Source organism: Niallia sp. Marseille-Q9988 (assembly GCF_976954375.1).
This window is the reverse complement of the sequence record NZ_CDRJSZ010000012.1, coordinates 25,993-46,138: the sequence shown is the minus strand read 5'-3', so window position 1 is coordinate 46,138 and position 20,146 is coordinate 25,993. Positions and strand designations below refer to the sequence as shown.

Sequence of the window (20,146 nt, the reverse complement as noted above, 5' to 3'; positions counted from 1 at the left end):
TTCTTTATTAGTCTTCCTGCTATATTAGGTATATATCAATATTAGCAAATATAGAAAGGGTGATTATTTCCATGCAAAAAGACGGACATATCCATACTCCATTTTGTCCACATGGTTCTAAAGATTCTCTTAAACAATACGTAGAACAGGCATTAGCCCTTGGTTATAAAGAAATGACATTTACCGAGCACGCCCCCTTACCAGAAGGGTTTATCGATACAACACCAACGCAAGACAGCAGTATAACAATCGAAACATTACCCATTTATTTAAAAGAAATACAGTGTATCAAAGCAGAATATGAAGAAACAATCAAGATAAATGTAGGACTAGAAATTGATTATATGGAGGGATTTGAACTAGAAATAAAAAACTTTCTAGCAGATTGGGGTCATTTATTAGACGACAGTATTTTAAGTGTACACTTCCTGAAAAATCCTTTAAACAATCACTATGATTGTGTCGATTACAGCCCCGAGCTTTTTGGAAAAATTGTTGAGCAGTACGGAGGAATATCAAAAGTATATGCTACTTATTACCAAACACTTTTGAAATCGATTCAAGCAGACTTAGGTCCGAACAAGCCAAAACGAATAGGTCATATGACGCTGATACATAAATTCCAGCATTTGTACCCCATTGACCAAGACTTTCAAACTGTTATACTCACCATTTTAGACGAGGTGAAAAATAACAATTATGAACTGGATTATAACGGAGCAGGAGTAAATAAGCCATATTGCAAAGAACCATATCCTTCAAAGTGGATAGCTGAAGAAGCGGTTAAACGTGGTATCCCCTTAGTATATGGTTCTGATGCTCACCAGGCAAAAGATTTAGGACAAGGCCGGAACGTTATGTTATGGAATAATCGATAATTCATTTTCATTCATACAAACAACGTCATGTATCCATCGATGGATCTCTTCTGAATATTTTCTTTTGAAATAATCTTCATTTAGAAAAACATGAAGAACCTCGGTAACATAGAAAGAGTGAATAAAAGGCATGGAGAGTAGCCCTTTTAATTGAATGATACTATAGGAAATAGACTGTTTCCTAAATTCTTTTTTCTCTATCCCTTTTTCCAAAATTTGTGTAAAGATATATCTTTCTTTCACATAATAAGTCGACATTATTTCCCTTACAACTTGTGAATCAATCGTAACTTCTCTTAATATAAATCTGGTTAATTGAGGATTTTTGCATTGATAGGTGATAATACTGTCTACTAATTTTTTTAACTTTTCCGTTGGATTGCAGGATTGTAAATAAACTTGTTCTAACAATTCTAAATAGGTTTCGAAAAAATTCATATAACAATATTCTAACAATCCTTGCTTACCATTAAAATAATAGGAAATATTTGCTGTATTCACTTTAGCCAGCCCAGCTATATCTCGGATAGAAGTACCATGATAACCTTTCTGATTAAATAACGAAATGGCAGCTTCTACAATGGCATCCCTTGTTGAAATTTCTTTCATCTAGCCTAACCTCTTTTCTGTTGCGAATCCTTAAAAAGTATGGTTGAATTATTAAAAACTTCGCTTTATGATAAAGACTGTTTTTTCAAGGAAGAGTGTGTATGAGTTTCCATATCAGTATTTTGGAGAACAGCCATTAAATCTACAAATATGCTATTCCTTACACTTCTTTATAAAGAGGGAGAATCCTTTAAAAGATTACCGACAAAGTATGGGTTCCTTCTGTATTTATCGTCAAAAAACAACAAAAAAAATGAGAAAGATTGGTGATATACATGTTTAGCGTCGAAACATATAAAGGTAAACGAGAAGAACAGTACCAATTAGTTGAAAAACAATTACGTGCTTTATTAGAGGGAGAACATAATACAATTGCAAATCTTTCTAATGCATCAGCATTATTAAATCAATTTCTAGAAAAAACCAACTGGGTGGGCTTTTATCTAGTTGAAGACAATGAGCTTGTTCTTGGACCATTCCAAGGCTTACCTGCTTGTGTCCGTATTCCATTGGGAAAAGGTGTTTGTGGTACCGCAGCCTTTAATAAAGAAACAGTAAGAGTTGAAGATGTTCATCAATTTCCAGGTCATATTGCCTGTGATGCAGCCTCTCAATCCGAAATCGTCATCCCATTAGTCAAGGAAGACGGTACTTTAATAGGCGTCCTTGATATTGACTCTCCAGAAAAGAATAGATTTGATGAATTAGATCAAAAATATTTAGAGATTTTTGTATCTACATTAGTTAAGTTTATAAAATAAATCGGGATGTACTTCCAAATATAAAAAGGTGTCCTGCCCTTCTTCATGAGAGGCAGAACACCTTTTTTATTCGCTAACAAGGAGAGTATTTTGGATAACTACCTTGTCTTTTCCTGTTTCCTTTGCTATATACAATGCTTTATCTGCACGCTTAAAAAGCGTATTATACGTATCATTAGTTTGCTTATTCCAATAAGAAACTCCACAGGAAATGGTAACAGATGGCTTAGAATAATCCCTTACCTTTTTCACCAATCTTTCAGCAATCGTAACACCTAAAGAAAGAGTGACTTTTGGCAAATAAATAGCTAGCTCTTCTCCCCCCCATCTGGAACCAACATCTGAACTCCGAATATTTTCTTTAATAATATTCGCCACTTGAATGATAATATCATCGCCAATTTGATGTCCATACGTGTCATTTATTAATTTAAAATCATCAATATCGATTAAAATAAATGTTCCTTCCTTATCTTCTATTAAGGACCTTTGAATCTTTTCATCCAAATAACTTCTAGAAAAAAGTTTTGTTAAATGATCTGTTACGACCATTTTTTCCAACTCCTCTCTTAACAAGGAATTAGTTAAGGCAAGAGTAGAATGATGTATTAAAGACTGTAACAGTTTAAATGTATCAAATGAAAAATGGTATGCATCTGGGTGCATTACTATAGCAAACCCCTTTAATATCCCTGTTTGCATCATAGGCACAGCCATTACAGACTTATACCGAACATCCTCAAGCTGCATACTGAAATCTCCTAAAAAGAGGGAATCTTTCTCCATTTGAATTTTCTCTTTAAAATAATCAATATAGTTCTTCGATTCCGGCTCAAAAAAGAAAGAAGAGCTTCCTTGCAGCACCTTTGTTGAATCATTTTCGATGGAAAACAGAATAAATCCTACTTCCTTTGCATTAAAACTCGCAGATATTCTTTCACAAATATATGTCATCATTTCATTTAAGCGTAAATTAGAATTTAATTGATCCGACGCCTCATTTATTAACTGTAAATCAGTAACTAATTTTTTTGATTGCTGATACAGCTGAGCATTTTCCAATGCACCTCCTGCCGTATTTGCCAATAAAGAAATAAATTCCACTTCATTTTTCGGAAAAGAGCTCACATCTGGAACAATAATTTGCAGAACTCCGTATACTCCTTGTTTTCCTTTTAAAGGAGCATAGATAACAGAACTTTTTTCTTCTTTCAAATTTTCGAATTGCAATTCAGCCGTAACATATGCTTCCATAGCGGCCATGTTTTCACTGTCATATTCTAAATCCTTTACTGGCAGATCCATTGGACTATTATTATCATGTGATAGCAAAAGATAATAATGATACGAAGGATACACTTTTTTTAAGGTAAAAATAACCTCTCTTAATACATCTTCCATTTTCATAGAGGAATGAAATTTTTCAGTCACTTTAAATAACTGCTTATATTTCTTCTTATCTCTATTAACATTTAACATATTTTGCATATTTCTAAATAATATTCCGACTTCCTTTGCTACCATATCGAATAAAGAAATTTCTCCATTTGGCTCGTCCAATAATTCCTTCTTGATCTTTATTGCTAGAATATAGTCAAGTTTCTCCTTACTTTTCAGGGCTAGCATCATATAATCATGTATTGTATCTTCCGTAATAGGCAACCGGAAAAATTTATACCCACTTGCCAATTGTAAATTTTCCTTTATACAGGTATTCTTTCCTAAATCATCTCTACTAGCTGTGGTGGATACGATTGACCAATTCAAATCCCATTCTTCACTGGTATATAGAGTAACTTCAACAGCCCCAAATACTTCTTTTATCGCTTGGAGCGCTTCTTGGATAATTATGTCGTAATCATCGTTTATTAATTTAATATCATACAATTCAAAAAAACGACTTTTTAATATTAATATTTTTTGGTGGCCAAGGAAGTCCATGTATTTATCACCTAATTCACCTAACTATTCATTCTTTGATTTAGTAATTCTTATTTAAAATATAAATACGAGATAAATTTAATAAAGAGTAAAAATTAATCGAAGCACTTTTCCAAGGAACAATCTTTATTTTATATATATTGATTTTTTATTTATTGTCGTAATTATAATACTTTTGTACTGATTCATAAATAGATTCCCTTTTAGAATAAGTACCAAAATAACAACTTATATATGTAACCAATCAGAATAAAATTAACGGGAAATATTTTTCTATTGAGGATGTAAACCAACAATGATAAAGCCTATAATATAGTACTAATTACATATCTATTCACAAATGTGAATAGGAGGAATCTAGTTTGCAATACCACTAAATATTACTATACACTAGGTTTTATTTTATCATGGATATAATAGAATTAATTATTTCTTGAACTCCACCTAATTATATAGTTAAATTATACTAATTATACCATATTGGCAATAAATAGATTAGACAAAAATATTTTTTTACTTTCGTTAACATTTCCCATGATCTCTAACTTATGTCATTCTGTTCTCATCCATTCAAATTAATAGTAAACTCTACTTGACTTTTCACCTATAAAAATCATATAATATTCTTTGTGTAAAATAGCGCAGCATATGTATACACTTTTTATTCTATTTTGTTCCTCAGGAATCATTTCTGATGGTGTATTGTGTAACCCTTGGCTGCTAGGGCGAAGGTACAGGAAGACAAAATAAATAAGAAGACATGTTACATCTGTTTTTATTTTACCAAATAAAAACATGAAGGAGGAGTCAATTATGGCTCGTTATACAGGTCCAAGCTGGAAACTTTCTCGTCGTCTTGGTATTTCATTAAGTGGTACAGGTAAGGAGTTAGACAAACGTCCTTACGCTCCAGGACAACATGGTCCAAACCAACGTAAAAAATTATCAGAATACGGATTACAATTACAAGAAAAACAAAAACTTCGTCACATGTATGGTGTGAACGAACGTCAATTCCGTAATCTTTTTGATATCGCAGGCAAAATGACTGGTAAGCATGGTGAAAACTTCATGATCTTATTAGAAACTCGCCTAGATAACGTTGTTTACCGTTTAGGTTTAGCTCGTACACGTCGTCAAGCACGTCAATTAGTTAACCATGGTCACATCTTAGTTGATGGCAAGCGCGTTGATATCCCATCATACCGCGTTAAATCTGGTCAAACTATCACTTTACGTGAAAAATCTCGCAACCTTGAAGTTGTTAAAGAAGCAGTAGAAGTAAATAACTTCGTACCTGATTTCTTAACTTTCGATGCAGATAAATTAGAAGGTACATTCACTCGTTTACCAGAACGTTCTGAATTACCAGCTGAAATTAACGAAGCTCTTATCGTTGAGTTCTACTCTCGTTAATAGAATTGTTATATTTAGAAAATCCCTGATTCCATATGGAATCAGGGATTTTCTATTTTAGTGAAGATGCTTAAAAAGAATTAATTATCATTCGATGCTTTTATTAAAACTCTCTTTCTTCTCCCATTGGGAAAAGCAGCGCTCCCCAATCAATCTTCTCTTTTTTTCGCGGCCTTCTCACAAGGATATTATTAATATAAAGTCCTTCTTCATAAAAAAATGTCGCTACTTGGACTTGATGAAAAAACGGAAAGAACAATTCTTTTATTCTAATCTCTAAGTCCCTTGTGTATTTAATGTTTGGCAGACTAATTTGAATAACTGTTTTATCCCGTTTTTGTTCATACACTAGCCAGTATTCATGCACTACTTGAGATATTATCTTTTGAAATTCTATATTGTTCTTTTCACAAGTATAGCTCTCCCTCTCACCTAAAACCCTTGGATTCTTGATTAACTCTATAACTCCCTCATTTTGAACACCTAGACTCCATTCTGGAGAAACGAGATCACCAGTTAGGATTGTCGGAAAGACATCCATTCGATCCTCGACTTTCATCTGTTTCTCTATATAATTTATTATCGCAAAATAAGAGGAACGAATATCCCGGCGTTTTACTTTTGTTACTATTTGATCGTATATTTCTTGACGCAAATTAGTTAGAGTCACAACATTATTTTTCCATCTTACTTTATCGAAAAGCATTTGAAATTCCGGTATTACATAACTGCTTTCAAAATGGCTTAAAGGGTACTGGAAGGCAATGGAGTAATGGTCTTTTTCATAATACTTCATCATAAACATCCGCATTACTATATACTCTAAAAAAGGAGACGGTACATTTAATACTTCACTGTTTAATTTCATCGCTTATACAGGAGAGGTAAATCTATTCTACATCTACCCGTTTCTCCCTCCTTAATTAATTGTTTATGTCTATAAGTATAAATCATTTTATAGAATAAACAGATTGCAATTGGAAGAAAATATATCTTTTTCACATTTTAGACAATATTTTGTAACAAAATGTTGCCATTAGAAAAAGAGGAAGCAATAAGATAGAACCTTCACAATTGAATATTTAGCTTGAGCATATACAGTTTCTCCCTTTCATAAAAAAATGCCTCAAAAGTAATCCTTTTGAGGCATTTCCCTTTAAAACTTAATTAAATAATATTTTTTCTTTCCACGTCGAATGACAGTAAACTGTCCTTCAATCCGATCTTCCTCTGTCAGGACATAATCTAATGCCTGTTTCCGTTCCCCATTAATATAGACAGCTCCATTAGTTATATCTTCACGCGCTTGTCTTTTCGAAGATACAATCCCTGCTGCTACAAGTAAATCTACAAGAAGGGCTTCTCCCTCTTTATGTTCATATGTCGGCACATCTTTAAAACCTTGTTTTATTTCTTCTGCAGTTAAGTTTTTTATATCACCGCTAAACAATGCTGCAGTTATCTTTTGTGCTTGTTCAAGTGCCACTTCGCCATGAATTAATTTTGTCATTTCTTCTGCCAATGTTTTTTGTGCCTTACGTAGATGTGCTTCCTCTTGTACCGATTTTTCTAATGCTTCTATTTCTTCTTTTGAAAGGAAAGTAAAGAATTTTAGATATTTAATTACATCTGCATCGGCAGTATTAATCCAAAATTGATAAAACTCATATGGAGTTGTTTTTTCAGGATCTAACCAAACTGCTCCACTTTCCGTTTTCCCAAACTTAGTGCCATCTGCTTTTGTTACAAGAGGTATCGTTAACCCGTAGGCCTTTGCACCTTCTGGCATATTCTTTCTAATTAATTCTAATCCAGTTGTAATATTTCCCCATTGGTCGCTGCCGCCAATTTGCAATTTGCAATCATGGTTTTCATATAAATGTAAAAAGTCCAATGCTTGTAATATCGTATACGTGAATTCTGTAAAGGAAATTCCTGTTTCCAAACGATTCGCAATCGTATCTTTTGCTAACATATAATTGATACCAATATGCTTTCCATAATCACGTAGGAAGGTTACAATATCCATCTTCCCTGCCCAGTCATAGTTATTAACCATTACTGCACCATTTGCTCCATCAAAATCAAAGATTCTTTCTAATTGAGATTGCAAGCATTTCACATTGTGTCCAATAACGTCTAATGTTTGCAGCTTTCTTTCTTCGCTTTTTCCACTTGGGTCTCCAATTAAACCAGTTGCCCCACCGACTAATACAATTGGTCGATGCCCAGCATTTTGAAAACGTCTTAATGTTAGAAATGGCAGTAAATGGCCAATATGCATACTATCAGCAGTTGGATCCACTCCACAATACAAACTAGTCATTCCTTTTGCTAATTGCTCTTTCAAGCCATCTTCGTCTGTTTGTTGATAAATAATCCCTCTCCACTGAAGATCTTCTAGTAAGTTCATTTATATTCCTCCATTAATTATAAGTAGTTGTACTTATCATATTTTTCGTTATTGTTGATAGGTAACGCAAATCAAAACCACCAGTGTGAACTGGTGGTTTGCTCTGCGGCTAAAAGCCTCTCTTACCGGCCTCGGCCTTAAAGGCCCACTGAAAAGGTTTCCCTTCTGCACCACATTCACTCACCAATTCTAAAGAATTTCTTTATTTACTTCCGATTTTTCTCACCCGTGAACGGATCGAATTCTTCGAACAACGTTAGCTGATCAGCCATATAATCTTCTTTCAGCTGATTTCTTATATATTCTTGTATTTGTTTCTTATTTCTCCCCACGGTATCAACGTAGAAACCACGACACCAAAATTTCCGATTCCCATAGCGATATTTCAAATTCGCATGTCGATCAAATATCATCAGGCTACTTTTTCCTTTTAGGTAACCCATGAACTGCGATACACTTAATTTTGGTGGAATACTAACCAACATATGGATATGATCCGGACAGGCATTTGCTTCATGTATAATGACACCTTTTCTTTCACATAGCTCTCTTATGATTTGTCCTATACTCTTTTTGTATTTGCCATAAATAATTTGCCTTCTGTATTTTGGGGCAAAGACTATGTGATACTTACAATTCCATGTTGTATGTGCTAAACTGTTCATGTCCTTCATAAGGGCATACCTCCTTCTTGCGTGAGATAAAGTGGTCGGGAAACCAACTTTATCCTTCCATGAAAGGAGGTTTTTTTGTTACCTCGCTATAAGCTCTCCGGAACCCCCGGCATAGCCAGGGGTTTTCGAAACCATCAAAAAGTCCCTGCAATTAAATGCAGGGACGCCAAATTAGCGCGGTACCACCCAAAACTTGAGAAAATGATTCTCCACTTTAATTAGAATAACGGTTTCTACCGTTCACTGCTACTAATACACAAATATGCGCAATTTTCCCAGTGAAAGCTCCAGGAGGTAATTCATCCTTTTATTTATACCATTTTCCACCAACCAATGGCTCTCTGTTTCTAGTGATAAAAGAACTACTTCTTCCCTTCAAAGCAATAACGAATCAATATATAGTTAGCTTATTTTTACCATAGTAAAGCTATTAATGTCAAACAATTATTCGAAAAAAGAGGAAAAATACCGAACTCTGTCTATATTCCCTTCTTCTTTATGCTATAATGTATGTGATTTTAGGGGGAATGATACATGAATGAAAGGCCGAAGTGGAAAAATGCATTAAACCATTTTAAAAACTTCTTCACCAATAAAAGAACAATAAAAGGAGCCCGTGTAACCTATGAGGTAACATGGAATGTTACCTTGCTGTTTATCATTATTATCGTGATAGGCGGGGCATTTGGCCTCGGAATTGGTGCAGGATACTTTGCATCACTTGTTAAAGATGAGCCAATTCGTCCTTATGCTTCCATGCAAAAAGAAATTTACAATTATGAAGAAACATCCGAACTATACTTTGCCAACAATGATTTTCTAGGAAAAGTTCCTACTGACCTTGAAAGAGAAGAAGTAAAAATTAAAGATGTTTCATCCTATTTAAAGGATGCTGTGATTGCTACAGAGGATGAAAATTTCTATACCCATAACGGAGTAGTCCCAAAAGCAATTTTCCGTGCATTATTTCAAGAAGTTGCTAACACTTCCACTCAATCAGGAGGAAGTACGTTAACACAACAATTGATAAAGAATCAAATCTTAACAAATGAAGTATCTTTTGAAAGAAAAGCTAAGGAAATATTACTAGCGCTGAGGCTAGAGAAATTTTTTGACAAGGATGAAATATTAGAAGCATACTTAAATGTTTCAACTTTTGGAAGAAATTCTTCTGGCAGAAACATTGCTGGTGTACAAGCAGCAGCAAACGGAATCTTTGGAGTGGAAGCTAAAGACTTAACATTGCCGCAGGCTGCATTTATTGCAGGACTCCCGCAAAGTCCATTTGGTTATACTCCTTTTACCCAAGAAGGAAAGCTAAAAAAGAACTTAGAACCTGGTTTAAATCGAATGAAAACCGTTTTAAACCGAATGTATGATCAAGAAAAAATTTCTAAAAAAGAATATGAAGCTGCTATAGCATATGATATAACGGAGGATTTTATTGGTCCTAAAAAAAGTCCAATTGAAGAATATCCTGCTTTAACTATTGAGATACAACAAAGAAGTATAGAAATTATTGCTGAGCTGTTAGCAAAAGAAGACGGATATACAAAAGAAGACTTACAAGCAGATGACATATTAGCAGAACAGTACAACATAATTGCAGACCGTCAAATCCATCAAAATGGCTATAAAATTCATAGCACTATTAATAAGAAAATTTATGATATTCAACAAGAAACGGTTAAAAACTCTCAACTATTTGGTCCAGACAAGCCACAACAAGTGATTGATCCAGAAACGAATGAAAAAGTAACCATTATGGAACCAGTAGAAACGGGAGCAATTCTAATAGAAAATAAAACCGGAGCGATTATCAGCTTTGTTGGGGGACGTGATTATAATCGAGAAGCGACAAACCATGCTACAAGCAGTGTTAGACCAAATGGATCAACAATGAAACCACTACTAGTATATGCTCCTGCCATTGAACTAGGCACATTATCACCAGGTAGTGTTCTTCCAGACTTACCATTAAAGTTAAACCCTAGTACACCAGGAAAAGTATGGCCAAACAACTATGATTTTCGGTTCCATGGGTTGGTAACAGCAAGATATGCATTGCAACAATCCTATAACGTTCCTGCTGTTAAGGCATATATTGATATCATGCCGCAAAACCCAATGAAATATCTAGAAAAAATGGGTATTACTACTTTAGATGAACAAGATTATTCTACAAGATCTGCCGCTATCGGAGGGCTTTCATATGGGTTAACTGTTGAAGAAAATACAAATGCATTTTCTACATTTGCTAATAGCGGTAAACATATTGATGCATATATGATTGAAAAAATTGAAGATAAAGATGGAAATATTATTTATCAACATGAAGTACAGCCCGTGGATGTATTTAGTCCACAAACTGCATATTTAACATTAGATATGATGAGAGATGTTATTAATCAAGGAACAGCAGCTGCTGTAAATGGCCGCTTAAAATTCCACTCAGATTGGGCTGGAAAAACTGGTACAACACAGGATTTAAATGATTCTTGGTTAATTGCCACCAATCCGAATGTTACATTCGGAGTATGGACCGGCTATGATACACCAAAATCATTAGAAACATCTGGCTTATCATACAGTAAACGTAATAATTATTTATGGGCAGATTTATTGAACGCTGCATACGACATAGCACCTGAGCTCATTGATCCTTCAGAAACCTTTAAAATGCCTGGTGGAATCGTAAGACAATCTGTTTGTTCTATTTCTGGACTACTTCCTTCTGAGGGCTGCTCCAAAGCTGGGTTAGTTACTACCGATTTATTTAAATCTGGTACTGTTCCATCCAAAAAGGATGATAGCTTAGTTGCTGGTAAATATGTTGAGATTAACAATAAAAAATACATGGCCTTAGATTCAACACCAAGTGAATTTGCCGAAGAAGGATTAATGTTAAATCCAGATTACATTGAAAAATTATTTGGTATACGCATTAGTGATTCAAGTATATTAAGCGAAAATAATTCAAAGCTGAAGAATCTTATCATTCCAAATAATAAGATTGAAGACAATGGTAAGGCACCTAATGCACTGAAAATAAGTCAAAAAGGTGATACGATTACATGGAGCAAACATAATGAAAAAGATGTTATTGGCTATCGTGTATATAAGGATGGAAAAAAGGTACAAAGCATAAAAGCAGGCAATACATTGAGCTTTAAAGCAAGTAATGGAACCTTTATCGTTAAGGCTGTTGATATTGCGGGGAAAGAATCAAAAGCATCAAATGAAATTGTTATAGGAAAAGTGCAAGAAGAACAAAAAGAAGAAAAATCCGACAATAAAAAAGAAAATAATGAAGAAAACACGAAACAAGAGAATCAGCAAAACAATGCAGAACAAACCAAGGATGATGGTGAGAAAGAGAATAATTAAAGCATATTTGAGGGGAGAATCATCATTGATTCTCTCTTCTTTTTATCCTTATTACACACACCTTCCCAAAATCTTAATCATTTTCCCATACAAAAAACCAAAGCTAGAATTTTCTCCAGCTTTGGTTTTTAATAAATCATTATTTTGTTGATTTACGAGATTCAATACGGTGTGGAAGTGTTACAATATGATCTTCCACCGTTTCTTTATTCATATATTTGGTCAGCAATCTCATTGCTACTGCCCCTATATCATATAAAGGTTGTACAACAGTTGTTAGTTGTGGACGTACCATTAAAGTTAATTTCGTATTATCAGATGTCACAATTTCAAAATCTTCCGGAACTTTATATCCCTTATCTTCAGCTCCATGAATTACCCCTAAAGCCATTTCATCTGAACCAACAAAGATAGCGGTTGGTTTATTATCAATTTCCATTAATTTATCAAAAGATTCCATACCAGATTCATAGGTATAATCTCCTTCAATTACTAAATCTTCATTATAAGCAATCCCAGCTGCCTCTAAAGCCTTCTTATAACCGCCTAATTTCTCATTTTTATTGATTGGCTCTTCTAAGGATCCTAGAACAATTGCAATAGACTTATGACCCTTCTCCACAAAGCTAGTCACCACATTATATGCAGCCTGAGCATAATCAATATTAACAGAAGAAATCTTCTTGCTTTCCTCTATACTAGCAGCAAGAACGATTGGCACAGGAGACTTCTCAAACTCAGTAACATGTTCCTCTGTTATATTACCACCCATAAATACAATACCATCCACTTGTTTTCCTAACATCGTGTTTAATAAATGTAGCTCTTTATCTTTATTTTGATCAGAGTTACTTAAAATAATATTATATTTATACATTGTAGCAATATCTTCAATCCCTCTAGCTAATTCTGCAAAGAAAGTACTTGATATATCTGGAATAATTACTCCAACAGTTGTTGTTTTCTTACTTGCAAGCCCTCTCGCTACTGCATTGGGACGATATCCTAATCGATCGATAACTTCTAGAACCTTTTTTCTTGTTGTTGGCTTTACGTTCGGATTTCCATTAACAACACGGGAAACGGTTGCCATAGAAACACTCGCTTCTCTTGCAACGTCATATATTGTTATATTCATTGTTATTTTGCACTCCTTTTAGTCGAACTAATTTCTTTCTATTATTTTACGGCAAGAAGCTACTTCCTAATCATAATCGATTTTTATTTAGCTAATCTTGTCTAATTATGTACTAATGATACGATATCGTCGCAAAAGCCGCAATGACAAGCTTTCATTTTTTTTCAAAAAAATCGACTTTTTTTCGTCATTTAGTAAAATAAAACCTTATTTGAGCATTCTTCCATTCAGTTTACCATAAAAACGAGAAAAATATAAATAATTATCCTATTGATGTATAAGTAATCATTTATATTACATAGTTTTTCTTTACCCGTTTATAAGATAAAAAACCCGTTCATGTTAGTTTAACACGAACGGGGCTCTTACCTATTCTATTAGAGCTTTAAACTCTTACATAAGGTGTAGATTGTATTGCTCGGTAAAATTCATCAAATTGTTCAATGTCCATTTGCTGTGCAGAATCAGATAATGCTACTGCAGGATCAGGATGAACTTCTGCCATTACTCCATCTGCTCCAATTGCTAAAGCTGCCTTTGCACAAGGTAATAACAAATCTTTTCTTCCTGTCGAATGTGTTACATCAACAAAGACTGGCAGATGCGTTTCCTGTTTTAAGATAGGAACCGCAGAGATATCTAATGTATTTCTTGTTGCACGCTCATACGTACGAATACCACGTTCGCAAAGGATAATTTGGTCATTCCCTTGGGACATGATATATTCTGCAGCATTTATAAATTCTTCTATCGTTGCCGCTAATCCACGTTTTAATAGAATTGGTTTTTTCACACTACCAGCTGCTTTTAATAATTCAAAGTTTTGCATATTACGTGCACCAATTTGAATGACATCAATATAATCTAGAGCTGTTTCGATATGCTCCGTACTCACAATCTCACTGATTACTGCTAAATCATATTCATCTGCTACTCTTTTTAATATTTTTAAACCTTCTACACCTAGGCCTTGGAAATCATAAGGAGATGTTCTCGGCTTAAATGCACCACCACGAAGAAGCTTTAGCCCTTTTGCTTGCACCGATGCAGCAACTTGAGCTACTTGCTCATAAGATTCAACTGAACAAGGACCAAACACAAATTTTGGCGTACCATCACCAATTTTTGTTCCTTTAATATCAACAATTGTATCCTCTGCCTTTTTCTTACGTGATACTAATAATGCTTTACTATCATCTTCTTGTTGTAATTGTAAGCCCATTTTAAAAATCTGCTTAAATAAATGAGAAATAGTTCCATTATCAAATGGACCATTATTTTTATTTAAAATATGATCAAGCATCTTTCTTTCACGGACTGGATCATATCGATGTACACCGTGGGTATCTTTTGTTTGCGCAATTTTTTGAACAAGGCTTGCACGCTCATTAATTTTTTCTAAAATTTCTAAGTTTAGCTCATCTACACGATTACGTAATTCTTCCAATTCCTTATTGCTCACAATCATCCTCATCCCTTCATTAAAAAAGACCAAAACCGTATAATTCCATTATACAATTTGCCTAGATTCTTTATACAAATACAAAAATATGTTACATTTCTTTTAATTGGATTAATTATAAATCAAATTTATCGCCTTGTCACTATTTTTCTTTAATAATTAAACGCTTTTAAGCGTTAAAGCGTTATAATTAATATGTTAATAAATGATTCTGCCTTGAACAAGAGTTTATATTTAAATAAAAAAGAAGGTGTTTTTCTGTGCAAAATAATGAAAAACTGTTTGCATTAGATATTGGTACTCGCTCCGTTGTCGGTATTATCTTAGAAAAGAAAGAAGACAAATATCATGTTTCTGACCTTTTAGCCATTGAACATACAGAAAGAGCAATGTTAGATGGTCAAATTCATGACGTATTAGCCGTATCTAAAATTATTAAAGAAATTAAAAATCAATTAGAAATAAAACATGGCCCTCTGGAAAAAGTTAGTGTTGCAGCTGCTGGAAGAGCTTTAAAGACAGAACGAGCATCTTATGAAATGAACATAGAAAGAAAACCGTTAATTACAAAAGAAGATATATTACATTTGGAATTGACTGCTGTGCAGCAAGCTCAAAGCTCTGTTGCAGAAAAAAATGAACGTGATAAAGGACAATTTTATTATTGTGTTGGCTATTCTGTTCTCCACTATTCTCTTGATGATCAAGAAATGGGTAGCTTAATTGACCAGCAAGGTTTAATTGCAAAAGTAGAAATTATCGCTACTTTTTTACCTAAGGTTGTTGTCGAATCCCTGATAGCTGCTTTACATAGAGCAGATTTAGAAATGCAAGCTTTAACGCTTGAACCAATTGCAGCCATCAATGTACTTATACCCCCCTCCATGAGAAGATTAAATGTTGCTTTAGTAGACATTGGGGCTGGAACATCTGATATAGCAATTACTGATTCTGGTACTGTTATTGCCTATGGAATGGTCCCCGTTGCGGGAGATGAAATAACCGAGGCACTAAGTGATGCATATTTATTAGACTTTCCACTGGCAGAGAAGGCGAAAAGAGAATTATCTCAAAATGATCATATTGAGATTTCAGATATCCTTGGATTCACGACTGAATTACATAAAGAAGAGGTTATTAAAGAAATCGAGCCAGCACTAGATAAATTGGCAGATACCATCTGTAGGGAAATTCTTTCGTTAAATAATCACAAATCACCTAAAGCAGTAATGCTAGTTGGTGGCGGAAGCCAAACGCCGGCATTACAGTTGAAGATTGCAGAAATGCTAAATTTGCCTGCTAATAGAGTTGCAATAAGAGGAATCGATGCTATCACCCAACTAACCTTTGAAAAGTCCTTCCACTTTGGACCAGAGCTTGTAACACCAATTGGAATCGCTATTACAGCTGAAAAAATGCCAGTCCAATATAAAACGGTTTATATTAATGAACAACCTGTCAGATTATTTGAAGTAAATAAATTAACCGTTGGAGATTGTCTTTTGGCATCTGGCATAAAGATGACCCAGCTATATGGAAAACCAGGCAATGCTATGATTGTTACGATAAATAATCAAAAAATAACTATTCCAGGAAGTCATGGCAAAGGACCAACTATTTTAAGAAATGAAATACCTTGCTCATTAGAAGATACAGTGAAGGATGGAGAAGCATTAACCGTTTACCGTGGGAAGGATGGAGAACAAGCAATTGTTCAAATAAAGGACTTAATTGATACAGAAGCAGACAAAAATATTATGATTAATAATAAAAGCTATACGATTCATTCTAAGATTATATGCAATGGAGAAGCTGTTTCAAGTGATTACCAAGTAGAAGATAAAGATATCATCGTATATCACGCAGATACCACCATTCATGAGGCATTAAAATCACTAAATTTAACCCATCTTATTGATGAACTTCAGCCATTCCAACTTTTAATAAACGGAAAAGAAACGATTCTTCCTGCTTTTTCTGGAAAAATTATTAAGAATGGTTTGCCTTGTCGTATAAGTCAGTATTTTGAACATAATGATGAAATTATATTAGAACAAAGAAGGACACCAACTGTTCAAGAATTAACAGAAAAAAAACAAATTTTAATGTACCAAATACTTCCTGTCTATTTTAATGACAAAAAAATAACCCTTACAAAACAATTAGCACAAATACAAAGAAAGGGACAAATTCTACAACTGGATGATCTTTTATACAGTGGAGATGACATTAGAATAGAGCAAAAACCATTTGAGGGGTTTTTATTTCAAGATTTATTCGCTTTTGTAAATATTAATATGCCTCAAAACGGCGGGGGATCTTTTCAGCTTTTACGAAACGGAGAACGTGCAACCTTTTTAACCCCTATAAAAAAAAACGATAAGCTTTCAATCGTTTGGCCTGTTAAAACAGGAAGTTAGAATAAAGACAAATAAACGGTTATAAATCATTTAACATTACAAAAGGAAGTCAGACTACCATCTTCCGACTTCCTTTTTATGTAAAATTTGATTTTTACTTATCTTTAGCTGAATCGCTAGGACTACCCTACTTTATCTTTCAATCACAGCTTTTTGTAAAGAATCTACCGTTATTTTTCCATGTGATGTATGCCAAACAATATGATTGTTTTCAAAAAGTAACGCTTGCGGAGATTCATGCCTTACTTGATAATTTTCTGCAATATAGTTAGATAATGCTCTTGATTCTTGTACAGCTAAATAGTATGTAGCGATTTCTTTATTATCTTCCGCATATTGTTTATATTCATCAAAAGCATTCGCACTAATTGGACATGTCAAGCTATGCTTAACCAACCAAAATATCTCTTTACTTTGAACAAGACCTTCAAATTTTTCAACAGTGTCTATTTTTTTCATTTCTAACCATCCTATCTTAAATAGCTTTCCTAAGACTCTTTAACTAATCGAAAGGGTTCTAGAAAGGAATCAATCTACTTAAAACAGCCTATATACCTATTGGCTATCTGCATGTAGCTTAACTTAAAAGACTGTCTCTTTTTAGCGTAGAAAGCGAATGGTAATATAGACTGCAAACTTTAACGATATTTTATACAAATCGTCCTTATCAATGATTGTATTTACTTTCTGTTTCATCAAATGCTTTTTTTGTTTCTGCTAGTTTTTGTTGAATTTCATCAAATTCCGAGCTTTTTAAACTAGTACTTAAATCAGATGCCTCTTCTTTCAGTTCATCAAAATGATCAGAAGTATTATCTTGTGCTTTCGTACTTTTCACCTTATCCATAATATCACTAGAAGTTTTTGTTACTACATTACTAATCTTGTCTGTTTTATCCTTCGCAATGGAAATGAACTCTGTGCCTTTTTCTTTTACAGTATCCGTTAATTCAATTCCTTTATCCTTCCAAGCTCCTGCTTGTCCGTTCAAATCATGAAGCAATTCTTTTCCAGGCTTTGGAGCAAGAAATAAAGCGGTAGCTGCACCGACAACCCCACCTAAAATGGCACCGACTAGAAAATCCTTCGTACTTGAGTTTTCATTTGCATGGATTATTTCTTGTTCTCGCTTCATTATTAAACATCCTCCTTTTAATTACTTCTTACTCGCGTTCGATTTTGTTCTGTCTTTCTAGCTTGCCACTGATCTTTAATATTCATAAATACTTTGCTATATTGAACAATTTGAGCTATTTTATCTTGATTTTTCGTAAGTGTATTTTCTACATTTTGCGTAATCGTTTGAACAGACTGATTAAAACCTTGTACACTTGTTCCTACATCCTTGACTGCATCTACGACTGAATTTAAACTTTCCGATTTCTGTTGAATATCTGTAGCTAAATCATTCGTTTTTTGTAATAAAATTGTTGTTTCTCTTGTAACGCCATCTAATTGCCTTTCTAACCCGACAAGTGTTTTTGAAACACTATCAAGCGTGATATGTAGTGATTTCAATGTTCTAGCAACATAAATGACTAGAATTGTAAATGCTATAGCTATTAAAGCTACACTTAAATATAAAAGATTTATCATCCTTATCGCACCTCCACTTTATTGGTCTTTTCCCACAATCGCTATGACTAAAACCTTAGTTTTATTATAATTGGAAAAACTTACAGAAACAAATGATTCCTTTCCATTCCTCTACTACGGGACCATGTTTGTGGAGAAAAATAATAGAAAGAGTCCGATTCTGATTATTTTTTTCTTATTTCTTATTTTTTATAACCGTTTATATTTAAGGAAAAAATTTTTTCGGGTACAATAAGAAAGTTATCACATTTATAAAACTTGGAGGTACATATGAAAGATCCACGCATTGATCAACTAGCAAAAAATTTAATTAATTATTCTGTTCGTTTACAAAAAGGAGAAAAAGTACTTATTGAAAACTTTGGACTTCAAAAGGAGCTTGTAAAAGCCCTTGTCCGTGAAGCATACGCTGTTGGAGGTTACCCATTTGTTTCCCTAAAAGACAATGATATTAATCGTTCCTTGCTTTTAGGAGCTCAAGAAGAGCAATATGAAATGATGGCACAATTTGAAGCAAATGTAATGCGTAATATGGATGCATACATTGGGCTTCGTGCTGGCGATAACATTAATGAACTTGCAGACGTACCAGCAGAGGGAATGAAGATTGAAGGATCGACAATTGGTAAAAAGGTACATAGAGAAATTCGTGTGCCAAAAACTAGATGGGTTGTCCTACGTTATCCTAGTGCATCCATGGCACAGCTTGCGAGAATGAGCACAGATGCATTTGAGGATTTCTATTTCGATGTATGTAATCTAGATTACGGGAAAATGGATATAGCAATGGATGCCCTTGTGGAGTTAATGAATCGTACAGATAAAGTTCGTTTAGCTGGTCCTGGCACAGACTTAACCTTCTCTATTAAGGATATTCCTGCAATAAAATGTTCTGGACAAATGAATATCCCAGATGGTGAAGTCTATACTGCTCCTGTACGAGATTCAATCAATGGAGTACTAACATATAACACACCTTCCCCATATCAGGGCTTTACTTTTGAAAATGTAAACTTAAAGTTCGAAGATGGAAAAATTGTTGAAGCAACTTCAAATGATACAGAAAGATTGAACAAAGTTCTGGATACAGATGAAGGTGCTCGTTATATTGGTGAATTTGCTATTGGAGTAAACCCATATATTTTACATCCGATGCAAGATATCTTATTCGATGAGAAAATCGATGGAAGCTTCCACTTTACACCAGGACAAGCTTACGATAACGCCTATAATGGCAATAACTCCAATATCCACTGGGATATGGTAAATATTCAACGTCCTGATTATGGTGGCGGAGAAATCTACTTTGACGATGTGCTCATCAGAAAAGATGGTAAGTTTGTCATTCCAGAATTAGAAGCATTGAATCCAGAGAATTTAAAGTAATGATATTGAAATTCTAAACATTTGGTTTTTAAAATATCCGTATAAATTGTCAAAAAAGGGATCAG

General features: G+C 34.0%; 16 protein-coding genes and 1 other annotated feature. Of the genes, 6 read left to right on the top strand and 10 right to left on the bottom strand.

Annotation, left to right across the window (positions count from 1 at the left end; all coding sequences use genetic code 11):
* The first annotated feature begins 71 nt into the window (after positions 1-71).
* The gene (hisJ, locus tag ACWNMZ_RS19710) at positions 72-878 is read left to right on the top strand and encodes a histidinol-phosphatase HisJ (RefSeq protein ID WP_235252736.1); all 807 of its coding nucleotides are present in this window, start codon (positions 72-74) and stop codon (positions 876-878) included.
* Here hisJ and refZ read toward each other — a convergent pair.
* A complete protein-coding gene (gene refZ / locus ACWNMZ_RS19705; protein ID WP_235252737.1) occupies positions 861-1,487 on the bottom strand; it encodes a forespore capture DNA-binding protein RefZ in 627 nt (208 codons plus the stop codon). The genes hisJ and refZ overlap by 18 nt on opposite strands.
* Before the next feature lie 275 nt (positions 1,488-1,762).
* Between refZ and ACWNMZ_RS19700 the strand changes: the two genes are divergently transcribed.
* Positions 1,763-2,248 carry a GAF domain-containing protein gene (locus ACWNMZ_RS19700; protein WP_031534976.1) on the top strand — a complete coding sequence of 162 codons (486 nt, stop codon included), beginning with the start codon at positions 1,763-1,765 and terminating at the stop codon, positions 2,246-2,248.
* 66 nt (positions 2,249-2,314) lie between these two features.
* Here the strand turns inward: ACWNMZ_RS19700 and ACWNMZ_RS19695 are convergent, their stop codons facing one another.
* The gene (locus tag ACWNMZ_RS19695; protein WP_235252738.1) at positions 2,315-4,189 is read right to left on the bottom strand and encodes a sensor domain-containing diguanylate cyclase; all 1,875 of its coding nucleotides are present in this window, start codon (positions 4,187-4,189) and stop codon (positions 2,315-2,317) included.
* 813 nt (positions 4,190-5,002) lie between these two features.
* Here ACWNMZ_RS19695 and rpsD point away from each other — a divergent pair.
* Positions 5,003-5,605: a 30S ribosomal protein S4 gene (gene rpsD / locus ACWNMZ_RS19690; RefSeq protein ID WP_031539239.1), complete on the top strand. Its 603-nt coding sequence runs from the start codon at positions 5,003-5,005 to the stop codon at positions 5,603-5,605.
* 103 nt (positions 5,606-5,708) lie between these two features.
* On the opposite strand, the gene ACWNMZ_RS19685 is transcribed toward rpsD, so the two are convergent.
* The 3 genes from ACWNMZ_RS19685 to tnpA all read right to left on the bottom strand — a co-directional run bounded on the left by ACWNMZ_RS19685 (position 5,709) and on the right by tnpA (position 8,692).
* Positions 5,709-6,473, bottom strand: coding sequence for a hypothetical protein (locus ACWNMZ_RS19685; protein ID WP_251628726.1), 765 nt, complete (start codon positions 6,471-6,473; stop codon positions 5,709-5,711).
* Between the two features lie 288 nt (positions 6,474-6,761).
* Complete coding sequence (gene tyrS, locus ACWNMZ_RS19680; protein ID WP_031540523.1) at positions 6,762-8,018, bottom strand: tyrosine--tRNA ligase; 1,257 nt, start codon at positions 8,016-8,018, stop codon at positions 6,762-6,764.
* A 206-nt stretch (positions 8,019-8,224) separates the two neighbouring features.
* Positions 8,225-8,692: an IS200/IS605 family transposase gene (tnpA, locus tag ACWNMZ_RS19675; protein ID WP_100525941.1), complete on the bottom strand. Its 468-nt coding sequence runs from the start codon at positions 8,690-8,692 to the stop codon at positions 8,225-8,227.
* Positions 8,693-8,848: 156 nt separating this feature from the next.
* Positions 8,849-9,080: a binding site (T-box leader), on the bottom strand.
* A gap of 146 nt (positions 9,081-9,226) precedes the next feature.
* On the opposite strand from tnpA, the gene ACWNMZ_RS19670 reads away from it, so the two are divergent.
* Positions 9,227-12,079: a transglycosylase domain-containing protein gene (locus ACWNMZ_RS19670; protein ID WP_349205205.1), complete on the top strand. Its 2,853-nt coding sequence runs from the start codon at positions 9,227-9,229 to the stop codon at positions 12,077-12,079.
* A 139-nt stretch (positions 12,080-12,218) separates the two neighbouring features.
* Here ACWNMZ_RS19670 and ccpA read toward each other — a convergent pair whose 3' ends face one another.
* Together ccpA and ACWNMZ_RS19660 are read right to left on the bottom strand one after the other, a co-directional pair.
* Positions 12,219-13,217 (bottom strand): catabolite control protein A, encoded by a 999-nt coding sequence (gene ccpA / locus ACWNMZ_RS19665; protein ID WP_349205204.1) that lies wholly within the window; start codon positions 13,215-13,217, stop codon positions 12,219-12,221.
* Between the two features lie 385 nt (positions 13,218-13,602).
* The gene (locus ACWNMZ_RS19660; protein WP_031540520.1) at positions 13,603-14,679 is read right to left on the bottom strand and encodes a bifunctional 3-deoxy-7-phosphoheptulonate synthase/chorismate mutase; all 1,077 of its coding nucleotides are present in this window, start codon (positions 14,677-14,679) and stop codon (positions 13,603-13,605) included.
* A 260-nt stretch (positions 14,680-14,939) separates the two neighbouring features.
* On the opposite strand from ACWNMZ_RS19660, the gene ACWNMZ_RS19655 reads away from it, so the two are divergent.
* Positions 14,940-17,099: a cell division protein FtsA gene (locus ACWNMZ_RS19655; protein WP_349205203.1), complete on the top strand. Its 2,160-nt coding sequence runs from the start codon at positions 14,940-14,942 to the stop codon at positions 17,097-17,099.
* Positions 17,100-17,231: 132 nt separating this feature from the next.
* Here ACWNMZ_RS19655 and ytxJ read toward each other — a convergent pair whose 3' ends face one another.
* The 3 genes from ytxJ to ACWNMZ_RS19640 all read right to left on the bottom strand — a co-directional run bounded on the left by ytxJ (position 17,232) and on the right by ACWNMZ_RS19640 (position 18,695).
* Positions 17,232-17,558, bottom strand: coding sequence for a bacillithiol system redox-active protein YtxJ (ytxJ, locus tag ACWNMZ_RS19650; RefSeq protein ID WP_031540518.1), 327 nt, complete (start codon positions 17,556-17,558; stop codon positions 17,232-17,234).
* 208 nt (positions 17,559-17,766) lie between these two features.
* A complete protein-coding gene (locus tag ACWNMZ_RS19645; protein ID WP_031540517.1) occupies positions 17,767-18,234 on the bottom strand; it encodes a YtxH domain-containing protein in 468 nt (155 codons plus the stop codon).
* A gap of 17 nt (positions 18,235-18,251) precedes the next feature.
* On the bottom strand, positions 18,252-18,695 hold the full coding sequence (locus ACWNMZ_RS19640; protein ID WP_035416867.1) for a DUF948 domain-containing protein: 444 nt from the start codon (positions 18,693-18,695) through the stop codon (positions 18,252-18,254).
* A gap of 270 nt (positions 18,696-18,965) precedes the next feature.
* Between ACWNMZ_RS19640 and ACWNMZ_RS19635 the strand changes: the two genes are divergently transcribed.
* Complete coding sequence (locus ACWNMZ_RS19635) at positions 18,966-20,081, top strand: aminopeptidase (protein WP_349205202.1); 1,116 nt, start codon at positions 18,966-18,968, stop codon at positions 20,079-20,081.
* The last annotated feature ends 65 nt before the right edge of the window (positions 20,082-20,146 follow it).

Coding starts and splice junctions, on each gene's coding strand:
- ACWNMZ_RS19685 (WP_251628726.1), bottom strand. CDS start 6,473: ATGAAATTAAACAGTGAAGTATTAAATGTACCGTCTCCTTTTTTAGAG.
- rpsD (WP_031539239.1), top strand. CDS start 5,003: ATGGCTCGTTATACAGGTCCAAGCTGGAAACTTTCTCGTCGTCTTGGT.
- ACWNMZ_RS19640 (WP_035416867.1), bottom strand. CDS start 18,695: ATGATAAATCTTTTATATTTAAGTGTAGCTTTAATAGCTATAGCATTT.
- ACWNMZ_RS19645 (WP_031540517.1), bottom strand. CDS start 18,234: ATGAAGCGAGAACAAGAAATAATCCATGCAAATGAAAACTCAAGTACG.
- refZ (WP_235252737.1), bottom strand. CDS start 1,487: ATGAAAGAAATTTCAACAAGGGATGCCATTGTAGAAGCTGCCATTTCG.
- tnpA (WP_100525941.1), bottom strand. CDS start 8,692: ATGAAGGACATGAACAGTTTAGCACATACAACATGGAATTGTAAGTAT.
- ACWNMZ_RS19695 (WP_235252738.1), bottom strand. CDS start 4,189: ATGGACTTCCTTGGCCACCAAAAAATATTAATATTAAAAAGTCGTTTT.
- hisJ (WP_235252736.1), top strand. CDS start 72: ATGCAAAAAGACGGACATATCCATACTCCATTTTGTCCACATGGTTCT.
- ytxJ (WP_031540518.1), bottom strand. CDS start 17,558: ATGAAAAAAATAGACACTGTTGAAAAATTTGAAGGTCTTGTTCAAAGT.
- tyrS (WP_031540523.1), bottom strand. CDS start 8,018: ATGAACTTACTAGAAGATCTTCAGTGGAGAGGGATTATTTATCAACAA.
- ACWNMZ_RS19635 (WP_349205202.1), top strand. CDS start 18,966: ATGAAAGATCCACGCATTGATCAACTAGCAAAAAATTTAATTAATTAT.
- ACWNMZ_RS19670 (WP_349205205.1), top strand. CDS start 9,227: ATGAATGAAAGGCCGAAGTGGAAAAATGCATTAAACCATTTTAAAAAC.
- ACWNMZ_RS19700 (WP_031534976.1), top strand. CDS start 1,763: ATGTTTAGCGTCGAAACATATAAAGGTAAACGAGAAGAACAGTACCAA.
- ccpA (WP_349205204.1), bottom strand. CDS start 13,217: ATGAATATAACAATATATGACGTTGCAAGAGAAGCGAGTGTTTCTATG.